At 63.2% G+C, this 2,669-nt stretch carries 1 protein-coding gene; it reads right to left on the bottom strand.

The genetic code is table 11. The features are described from left to right. Positions 1-1,121 precede the first annotated feature (1,121 nt). On the bottom strand, positions 1,122-2,255 hold the full coding sequence (locus tag ABD329_RS47595) for a hypothetical protein (RefSeq protein WP_344318247.1): 1,134 nt from the start codon (positions 2,253-2,255) through the stop codon (positions 1,122-1,124). Positions 2,256-2,669 lie beyond the last annotated feature (414 nt).

The raw sequence follows: 2,669 nt of genomic DNA, 5'->3' as shown, positions 1-2,669 counted from the left end.
AGGTGGACAGGGCGGTCCCTTCGGCCGTCTTTCGTTGATCCTTGAGTTACAACCTCGTTCACAGTATGATTAGTTAAGCGTGGTGGCGGGGTCGGCCGCGTCGCGGCCCTCCGCCGGATCATGTTTTCGCAATACGCTACAGCCGGCTTGCTGACGGCTGCCCTCCCTCTCTGTGCCCTCGACGCCCGGCGGGGAAGGTGTACTCGCCGACCGCGTCATCGGGGTTGCCGGACACCTCTCCCCCTCAGGAGACGGGTAGTGGATGGGTGGCTCGATCTCCTCCTCCCCGCAGAACGGGCAGACGTCAATCACGATCACGACTCACCTCAGACCGACCTCAACCGGTCCCAGAGCGAAGCCAACAACTCCACGATCCCATCGACCAACTGGAGCAGAAACGGCTGCGACTCCGGCTCAGGGTTCGCCTGGACAACCACCTCCGGCTCGTCAGACTGACGCGTGTCCCGTGACCGATCGAAGCGGTCCCCAGCCGGACCCCCATCACCGCGACGCTTAGACCCGGACCACACCTCATCCTCGCCAACCGATCGAACCGCGATTTCATTTTCCATAGATGCCGCTATACGACGACTACGCAAAAACCCCATGGAACCTTAAACGCCGAAAATAACGCAAAGAGAGGCTGTACTTGCCGATTAACACCCAGAGATTTATACACATTTCAGGGGTAAATGGGGGTAAGTCTTTAAGTCATATACGACCCGCTCCGGGCGGACATCAAGACCGCTGGGTAAAATCACGTAAACGATTCCCAGATTTCCCACCCCAGCAGGTGAGAACACACCTAGCCTACGAGGTAGTGATCGCGATTTCTACGCGTAGACCTACGTTCGCTCTACGTGAACGCCTACCTCAGCACTACCCATCCTTCTACCCCAGCACTACCATCCTCCTACCCGGCACTACCAATCTCTCTCAGAGAGAGCTACCCCGCGCTCCCCGCCGACGGCCCCGCCGAGATCGCGCGCTCGGCACGTCGGTCGGCGTTGCCTCGACGTGGGGATCGACGTTGCCTCGACGTGGGGGTCGGCGTTGCCTCGACGTGGGGGCCGACGTGCGCCCGGCGTGACTCGGCGGGGGTCGGGGTACCCCGCGCTCCCTTACACTCCCGGTGGCGACACACGCTCGCCCGACTCAGGGTCGACGTAGGTCCCATCGTCGCGCTCGATGAGCCGCACCCCATCGATCGAGATCAGCCGGAACCCAGTACCCCAGAACGGAGGCGGCTCCTGATCCGTGGAACTCTCCCCAGAGTAGGACCGGACTCGGGTGTCACCATCAGGACCGGGAGCGGAGTAGTCACTCGGCGGTGTGACACTCGACGCGATCGAATACCCGAGATCCGGCGGCGGCTTGAACGCCAGCTCGGTATGAACGTTCCCGTTGCTCCGGTTCACCGCGACGGGTTCCCCGGAGATCAGACGATCCCAGTAGTCGATCGCGGAACCCATCGAGTCGGCAACCGCTTTCAGCTGCTCCCACGTCTCGGCGAGCGGCCCACCAAGAGATCGGCCGTGCGACCACCCCAAGTGTTCGAGCGCCTCCCCATGATCACCGAGATACTGCGAAGCAGCGTAAGCAGCCATGTGCTCCGGCTTATGTTCGGCTTCAGTATGCTCCGGCCCCACCCGGCGGACATCGACGATAAACGGAGCGCGATCCCGAGCGAGGCGCTCCATGTGACCCGCAGCGGACTCCGGCCACTTCTTCAACTCACCCGGCTCCATCGGAACTTCGGAGCCGTGGAGGTCGGCCCACTGGTCAGAGAGCCAATTCTGCGGGATGTAGAGGCTACGACTGTGGTTGCCGTCACGAAGCCGATCCCGGTCCCACGCCCAGAAAGCGTGAATCACCCCCTGCGGCCCCTCACACGTCCGAATCTGAAGGTGTTCGAGGCTGTCGATGTGGTCCAGCCGGTGCCCAGTAGGTTCCTCATGGTGAGGACACCGCTCACCGTCGCATACGGCAAGGTCGGCCCGCTCGACCCGCTGCCGGAGACGCTGGTGCGAGTACGCCAGCTCATCACTCGGACGCGACTCAGGCGAGGACGTGAACGTCAACCAGAGCACGTCGTAGTTCCGCGCCTCCCAGTATTTGAGCATCGTAACGCTCCGCTGAAACACGCGGGCCTGCTGACGCGAATAGCTCTGCTCGCCGTCTTGATCGTCGGGGTCCGAATCGTCCGCCTCACGGCCCGAAAACCCTCCCTTCCCCGGTGTTGGGTTTTCGCCCATATAATCAAGTGAAGGGCGATCCTCCGGCCCGGACCCACGATCGACGCTCACCAGCCCACCCCCGACGCCGAGCGCACGCTCAGACGCCGCTGCGGCTCACCGCGTCCCGTTCGCCTCCCTTCGGTCGGCGGTGCGCGGCCGGCGGCGCTCGGTCCGGGTCCGCCGGACCTCGCGCACCGCAAGGTCGCCGGCCGCTTGGAGAGATCACCCCGACGAGCGGCGCAGAGCCACAGCTCGGTGAGAGCACCGCGCTCTGTACGCACAGCCAACGGCTGACGCTGAGGGGAAACCTCTATGTCGCCGTGGACAGAAGGGACAGGTGGACAGGGCGGTCCCTTCGGCCGTCTTTCGTTGATCCTTGAGTTACAACCTCGTTCACAGTATGATTAGTTAAGCGTGGTGGCGGGGTCGGCC

The organism is Streptomyces javensis (assembly GCF_039525925.1).
GTDB lineage: Bacteria > Actinomycetota > Actinomycetes > Streptomycetales > Streptomycetaceae > Streptomyces > Streptomyces asiaticus.
The sequence above is the reverse complement of the archived record's forward strand: the minus strand, read 5'-3'. Positions and strand labels throughout refer to the sequence as shown.